At 46.1% G+C, this 6,919-nt stretch carries 6 protein-coding genes and 1 pseudogene; 3 read left to right on the top strand and 4 right to left on the bottom strand.

Annotation, left to right across the window (positions count from 1 at the left end):
- Positions 1-105: 105 nt before the first annotated feature.
- Positions 106-768, bottom strand: a complete 663-nt coding sequence (locus AT710_08735; GenBank protein KUO90589.1) for a hypothetical protein — start codon at positions 766-768, stop codon at positions 106-108.
- A gap of 50 nt (positions 769-818) precedes the next feature.
- Here AT710_08735 and AT710_08730 point away from each other — a divergent pair, with 50 nt between their 5' ends.
- The gene (locus AT710_08730; GenBank protein KUO90588.1) at positions 819-1,115 is read left to right on the top strand and encodes a hypothetical protein; all 297 of its coding nucleotides are present in this window, start codon (positions 819-821) and stop codon (positions 1,113-1,115) included.
- A 3-nt stretch (positions 1,116-1,118) separates the two neighbouring features.
- On the opposite strand, the gene AT710_08725 is transcribed toward AT710_08730, so the two are convergent.
- From AT710_08725 to AT710_08715, 3 genes are read right to left on the bottom strand one after another with little or no spacing between them, the layout of a single operon-like run.
- Positions 1,119-1,997, bottom strand: coding sequence for a hypothetical protein (locus AT710_08725; protein KUO90587.1), 879 nt, complete (start codon positions 1,995-1,997; stop codon positions 1,119-1,121).
- 43 nt (positions 1,998-2,040) lie between these two features.
- A complete protein-coding gene (locus tag AT710_08720) occupies positions 2,041-3,792 on the bottom strand; it encodes a hypothetical protein (protein ID KUO90586.1) in 1,752 nt (583 codons plus the stop codon).
- On the bottom strand, positions 3,789-4,745 hold the full coding sequence (locus AT710_08715) for a hypothetical protein (protein ID KUO90585.1): 957 nt from the start codon (positions 4,743-4,745) through the stop codon (positions 3,789-3,791). Before AT710_08715 ends, AT710_08720 begins: the two co-directional genes overlap by 4 nt.
- Positions 4,746-5,272: 527 nt before the next feature.
- Here AT710_08715 and AT710_08710 point away from each other — a divergent pair.
- Both AT710_08710 and AT710_08705 read left to right on the top strand, forming a co-directional pair.
- A complete protein-coding gene (locus AT710_08710) occupies positions 5,273-5,827 on the top strand; it encodes a hypothetical protein (GenBank protein ID KUO90584.1) in 555 nt (184 codons plus the stop codon).
- A 226-nt stretch (positions 5,828-6,053) separates the two neighbouring features.
- Positions 6,054-6,919, top strand: a pseudogene (locus AT710_08705).

Here is a 6,919-nt window from a genome sequence, read left to right as displayed (position 1 = left end):
CTTGTCTGCCCATTCCTGCATGTGACCTGGGCATCAATCCTGTATTCACCAGGCACTAAACCATCCTGAAGCCTAGCCGTGTACCCAAGCATGAAGACGTCACGCTTAGCAATCCAAGCAATTATTGGCCCACACTGGTTTGGCGCAGGGCCACTGTTTGATTGAGAAGCATGCCTTACCGCTTTGGAGGGGCATCATGATTATGTTCACGTACCTAACATCGTTTGGCCTAATCGTCACACCCTTTACCCAACCAGCCCATAAGACGTCTTGCCAATCCACATATTCATCACTCGGCGCGTGACAGTTGACAGGGCAGTTAGGCCACTTAACAAACCTAACCTTAAATACACAATCATAAGCAACCCCAGGCCCAAGATTCCTGACCCTAAGTCCCAGGTAGCCGATTTCCTGAGTAAGCATTTGCTGTTGGGTTTGCTGGGTTAGGCATGTACATAATAGCGGTGGATTAAACGTAGTAAATATGGGCTTCCTAACCATGTCCTCTTTAGGAACCTCAATAATTAGCCGCAATGCAGATGCCCAGTATCTAACTAGGCCATATGTACCATTCGCCAACAATGCGAGTGCCGAACCAGCAATAGGCCCAAACACCACGTAGAGGTACTGCGGCGCGGCTCTCGTAAGCCAATAGAGGGGCACCGCAATTGCAATTATGCCAGTAATGACCATGATTAAGGAACCGTACAGTAAGGCCCTACGTTCCCGATCAGCAAACGCCTCCTCACGAGACGCATCAACACCCACTGAAAGGGGCAAAAACAATAATTTAAGGATTAAGGTCGAAACCTTATTAAGTGGCTCTGAATATTATCGGCTCAGTAACGCCGTTGGTTTACGCCTATGAGAAGGGGTGTAGGGTAGGCGGCGAATGGGTGCTCTTATTCACGCTTTATGCCTCAATCGTTATTGGTAGCCTGATTATCGACATAACCACCGCACTATCTCTTTGGTCAATACCTCGGCTAAAGCCGGTGGCATGCATGATCTCCGTAACGATTGGCGTCTACGGGCCAATAGATGGACTAGTAATCGCGCCACTGCTGGGGTCACTGGCTGGATACATTGTAATAAGTAAGTCCTCGAAGCCCTAACCCTCATGGGTCCTGACCCCCTTGGTCCCCTCCTTGATTGCCCCTCAATAGTTGCATGTATTCAATTACTGTTGTTATCAGTGTTAGGTAAATCATGAGACTTATTGTGATTGCAAGAGTTATCGGTGCGATAAACACTATGGAGATTGTTGGCGGGAGTATTATCGATACTATAATTAGGGTTATTGCAATGGAGAACCACGTCAATGAGTGAAACCTAACACCATGAACTACACGTAGAACTTCGGCATTGATCGCATCCCTACTAATGAGAAAGGAACCGAGAGAGAAAATCACCGTGATCACCACGCCGAGGATACCCAAGGCAACATCCACAGAAGTCCCAAGTGCAGTCGATACCTCCTTAATGAATGATGATATTGCATGCATTAATTCATTGAGTGATGGACTTGGACCCATTATTAGCCACAGTGCCAAGCCGCCACTCATTATTATCAAAAAATACATTACTATTAAGGTGATTATGAGAGACCGCGAATAAAGCCTATCCAACACCTCGATAGCCTTACCACTGAAATGCTTTGTTAGGCACTGGGAGTACTGAGGTACCTCAGCTCTTTCAAATGATATCTTGCCATCGAGCTCCTTAACGAGCATAGGCAGTATGTCGGTCAAGCTCTTAAAACCCGTAATGAACACTGTGAAAAACGCGATGATGAAAATAATGATCAGGATTCCGAACGTAATAAACACCACGTAATAATTACTTACCTTAAAACTTACAAACACCGTTATGACTAATCCTACGCAGGCTGACGTCAATAATATCCTCGCACCCATAGCGCTTTTACCACATATAAACCTCATGAGGCAACACCAGGATTCGCACCATGCCTTCAAATCCTGCACAACCCTCCTCATCAATATGCAATACCCACTGGAGTATTTAAGCCAATCCCATAGCTTAAACGAGCCTGTGGTAGAGCTTGAGTATCGCCAACCTGAGCTGCTCATTATCAATGTTACAATTACTGCTGTATGTATCATATACTTCACGGAATAAATCCCCTATTTGATTCGGTAACTGCTTCCACCCAACACACGCTAAAGCCCTAACAGATTCGGCATCATCCTCAATCAACCCGTAAATCATCAATGCAAACCTGGCATATGGCGTGCTTGGTAGGTAAGTTAGGATGAGACTTTTCGCCTTTAAATTACTTAAGAGTTGCCCTAGTTCTTTATTCTCACTACTTTGACGGTCTTTATCGCTCTTTAACTCATTCAAAGCCTCAATATCGCCGGACGCAGCCTCAACAATTCTTTTACAAAGATTATTCTCGTTACACTCATTTAAGGCTTCATCCTTACTCTTATATACGCCGAATAAGAACTTTACAGCCGGCGCATAATACTTATCAATATGAATATAGCTGTAATCACTAGGGATAGGGACGTATATTCTACGTTTTTCGAGAATCTCGATTAATTCCTTCGTTTCAATCTTAATTTCCTCAATCTTGAACAACCTCAGCATGAGCTTGGTTAATACGTTGCTCTCTATTTCCTGTTCAAGGGTTTCCTTATTCTCCTCGAATAGTTCCGATACCCTCTTCTGTTCATTTATTGTCGCTAGATAAACTAGGTAGCTGTTTAGGATGCCGGTCACAATGCCAAAGTACGGCGCCCTAGAACCAAGCTTATTCCTGATCTCGTTCCACAAGCTCTCTAGCTCTTTAGCAACACTCTTATACTCATCGAGGCTCTTAACCCCAAGGATCTTGGTACGGATGCACCAATAACGATCAATGAAACCCTCATCACCATCCTCCTTGAACTCCTTAAGCACGTCCATAACCACGTCCTCACCGCCTAATCTCGCAATCTCGTCGGACCTAACTAAGGCATCGAGCTTATCCTTAACGACGGACATTTTGAACCCAAGAGGCTCCCTCAAACCCTCGCCGTGAATCGTGATTTCGAATTCATACTTGGTGCTGTCGTCGAGCAGTAGGCATGCCCTGTAGGTTCTTTTCACTGGATCGTCTGGGCCGAGTCCTCCGTATTCGCTGTACACCTTAATCACGTATGTATCGCTCCACCTATACTCGTAATCGAAAATCAATAGCCTACTCCTCTGGCCCGGGCTTATCGAGGTTATGTGCGCATAATTCGCATTTACCACTTGATTATCCGTCTTAAAGGTCGACCAATACATGGTCTCGGGCAAGCCCCAGGCCAGTGCCTCACCAATAACATGCGGGTTAGCTTCATTAACAAGCATACTTCTATCTTTGCATGCATCCTTTACTAGGAGACCCTTCAGGCTTTGCTCGCGGTTGCTCCCCCTAACCACGGCTATACTCGCAATACCCTTAGCATCCCTAACAACAACCCTACCCCTATTCTCAACAAGCGCGGATATGCGACCACTACGGCAATCATCACCCCAACACTCAACATCAAGCTCGTGACTGAGGGTTGTGGTTGATGAGAGGTAATTCGTGGCGCTGTATAGGCCTGTTGTGAGTATTGAGAGTCCGGTGCCGAGTATTGGGCCGGCTACCGTGTAAGGGATGATCCTGAGCCATAAAGGGACTATTGTGACGAGTACAAACGCCCCACTGTAAACGAGTGGGTGCTTAATTACGTACTTCACATCACTTAACTTACTCGATCCCTTAGGTTTCGCAGTATTGATATTGCCGGGTTTCATGGTTGTTGGCTCTTCATGTTTTCCTGCATGCTCTTCATAAGCATGTATATCGTGGTTATCACGAACTCCACATCAGCCCTCTTAATGAGCCTAGACCTACCAGCATGAGACCCAACATTGGTTAATGCCCAAAGCCCACGGAATATATTATCCATCCCTCTGACTAAGTCACTATCAGGGCTGGCACCGTATACCTTTGCGAAGTCAATCTCCCCCTTTACATCGACGAAACCCAAATCCTTGGCGTAGCTCTTCAACTCCTCCAACGCCTTTCTGGCGGCATTCAAAGCCTCCTCATAATTCGCACTCATAAGAACCCACGCCCTATCAAGGTGCTCAATAGCCGCCTTAGCATGTTCATTCGCCACACCGGTTATTGCCGGAACCTCGATAACCCTGACATGCTTGAAGCCTAGTTTGGATAGCACGTCAAGCCACGTGTCGCGGTCAGTCTCAATAATTGAGCCATTGCTTCTTGGATCCATTAGAGGTATATAGCACCTTATTAGGTATAGTTGTTGTGGTTGTGGTGCTAATGATGATAATGTTTGTGCGCAAGGTCCTATGGGTATGTAGTTTTGAGATGGGGTAAGTGACTGTTGCGGTACGCATGCTATGAACTGTGTAGAGAGTTTTACTGTGAATCGCGGATTTTCACCAGCCCTTAATTTCTCAATGAATTCAATGTCATCATGCCTTAGGTCCAGGTAAATTCTCGTTGCAGTATATTCCTTAGGAGGTATTTGAACAAGCATCAAGGATCTAGCCTGGCCTAGGTAATACATCCTCGGGCTTTGCCTACTACCAGTAAAAACACTGCCATCAATACCTAATACGTAAGCCACGTATTGAGCAGGATTGTGCAACCTAATTTCAAAGACAAGCCTCAACCCCTCATAATCCTCCCCGTAATCCTTCGGAACACCCAACCCAACAAACTCGGCGGCAAGCATTACATGGATTCACAACCAGGGTAAATAAATATACAATTACCATAAATCACAGGATTTATGAGCATGCGAATTGCAACCAATTTAACAGAACCGTTGGTTTATACTCACAGGAGGGGATTGAGGATAAATTGAGGGTTAAGTAGTTACTGCACTTCCCTATTCACATTGCATTCCTCAATGTTATTTAGGCCACAATCTTAGATGTAGCCATAGCAACATTACTAAAACTAACGGCCGGGTGCAGGCTCAACCATCGCTTAGGCCAATACCAAGGGCGATGCCTAAAACAAGCCCCGTTGCGAATGCACTTATGCCAGCCATGAATACCATATATAAGAATACAACGTACAATCCACTCACAGCAATAATTAACCCAACATACACCGCCTAGGAATTCCGCATCCTAACCAAGCACCACTGAAGCCTAAGGCATAAGAGATTCAAGTAATGGCACCTAAAACATGCACCTAGGGTATGCTGTGTATGATTAAGGGTGTTTTAAACATTAACATTGCTATACTTAAAAAGTGCTTGGTAATACTGCTCCATTCATGGAGAAGAGGTGCATTGTGATTGGTGCTAGTTTGAACATTGCCCCTGCGAGGTTGGCCTTAATCAATACTGAGGTTAATGATGGTGATGTAATAATCCTCACTGGGCTTAGTGGCGATGCCTTGAATGCCTTGGAGGGGTTTGTGAGGCAGGTTTACCAGGACTTAGAGGTCAAGGTTGAGTCATTCGTCATTAATCCCAGGGCAAGCCTAATTGATGCTGTGATTGACTTAAGGTCGTTTATCGAGGATTGCGCACCGTGTAGTTTTACCATTGGTATTGCTGGTGACAGGTGGGTCACAACAATACTGAGCTTCCTAGCAATGACACTGGCTACTGTTGGTGGTTTTGTTAATGTTAGCGTTGATAGGGTCTTCGTCATGCTGGATGATAAGGGTGAGCCAGTTAACTGGCCAATCGTGCCTAGGCTCATCGACTTGAGCCTAGTTGAGTTTAGGGTCCTAAGGCTTTATCTGCAGTGGCTACAGCCTAGCAAAAGAGATAGTGAAGGGTTATGCATCAAAATTTAATGAGCCAATATCCCTACCAGCCATCGAGAGAATACTAGCCAAACTAAGGGCTAAGGGCCTCATTGACAGTAAACCAGTCGGCAAAGCACTGGTTTATGAGGTGGCCCAACTAGGCAGGTTGATTGCTTGTGGTTAGTGTGTCGTATTGGGGTTGCTGGAGGTGTAGGTTATGATAAGTACATTAGCCCGCTATACCTTTAAAGTACCAGGGAGTATTAGTGGTTTAGTGCCTGGTCAACGGGACTCCACTGTGGATTTAGAGGAGGCTAAGAGGGTCATTCAAAGGCTTAGCCCCAATGGTCTTTGCTTGGGTGGGTTGCTTGATTTGAGGGGTACGGCGCCTGATGCTGCTCGTGGGGTCATTGGTGCAGTTACTGATGCACTCCTCGGTGGTGGTGTATTTGTGAGGATTGTCAGTGCTGGCATTGAGGCGCTAGCCGGTAAGTCACTTAAGCAGTTACTGGTGAGGTGGGGTGTTGTTAAGAATGAGGCTGTTGAGTGTATTAAGGACATTGTTAATTCGGCTAGGGAGGCGAGTAGATACATTGATGATGAGGGGCTTAGGGGTGTTGTTGAGGATGTTGCCAGCAAGTGGGGTTGGGACGTTGACACTTTCAAGGGCTTCGTGAAGACAGTTGCAGGCAAATCCGTGACTGAGGATGAGGTTAGGAGGATGATTGAGGAGGCGCTAAAGAGGATTGAGGAGGAGTTAAACAAGGTTAAGGCTGAGGTGGAGGGGTTACTGGTTGATGCAAAGGTCTTCTTCATTGATGGGGTTGAGGATGGTTTACTCTACGGCAATTTCACAGTTAAGGATGGTGTCCCAAGGATTAAGACTCAGCTGGGCACCGCTAAAAACGAGCTAGTGACTGACCTTGTCGATGCCAGTAGGTTCCGTGAGGTTGCTGAGGGCGCTCTCAACAGGTTGGTTAAGGATGATAGGGTTGTGCTTGTTGGTCCTAGGGGGATTGGCAAGTCGACGTTAGCCACGTACGTGGCTTGGCGTTCACTCCTCGGTGGTTTAGGTAAAGTGGTCCTTGATAAGCCTATGGATGCCGTGATACGTGTTGACTCGTTAAACCCTGGAGATGC

It is taken from the genome of Thermocladium sp. ECH_B (assembly GCA_001516585.1).
Classification (GTDB): domain Archaea; phylum Thermoproteota; class Thermoprotei; order Thermoproteales; family Thermocladiaceae; genus Thermocladium.
This window is presented reverse-complemented; position numbering and strand designations above follow the sequence as displayed.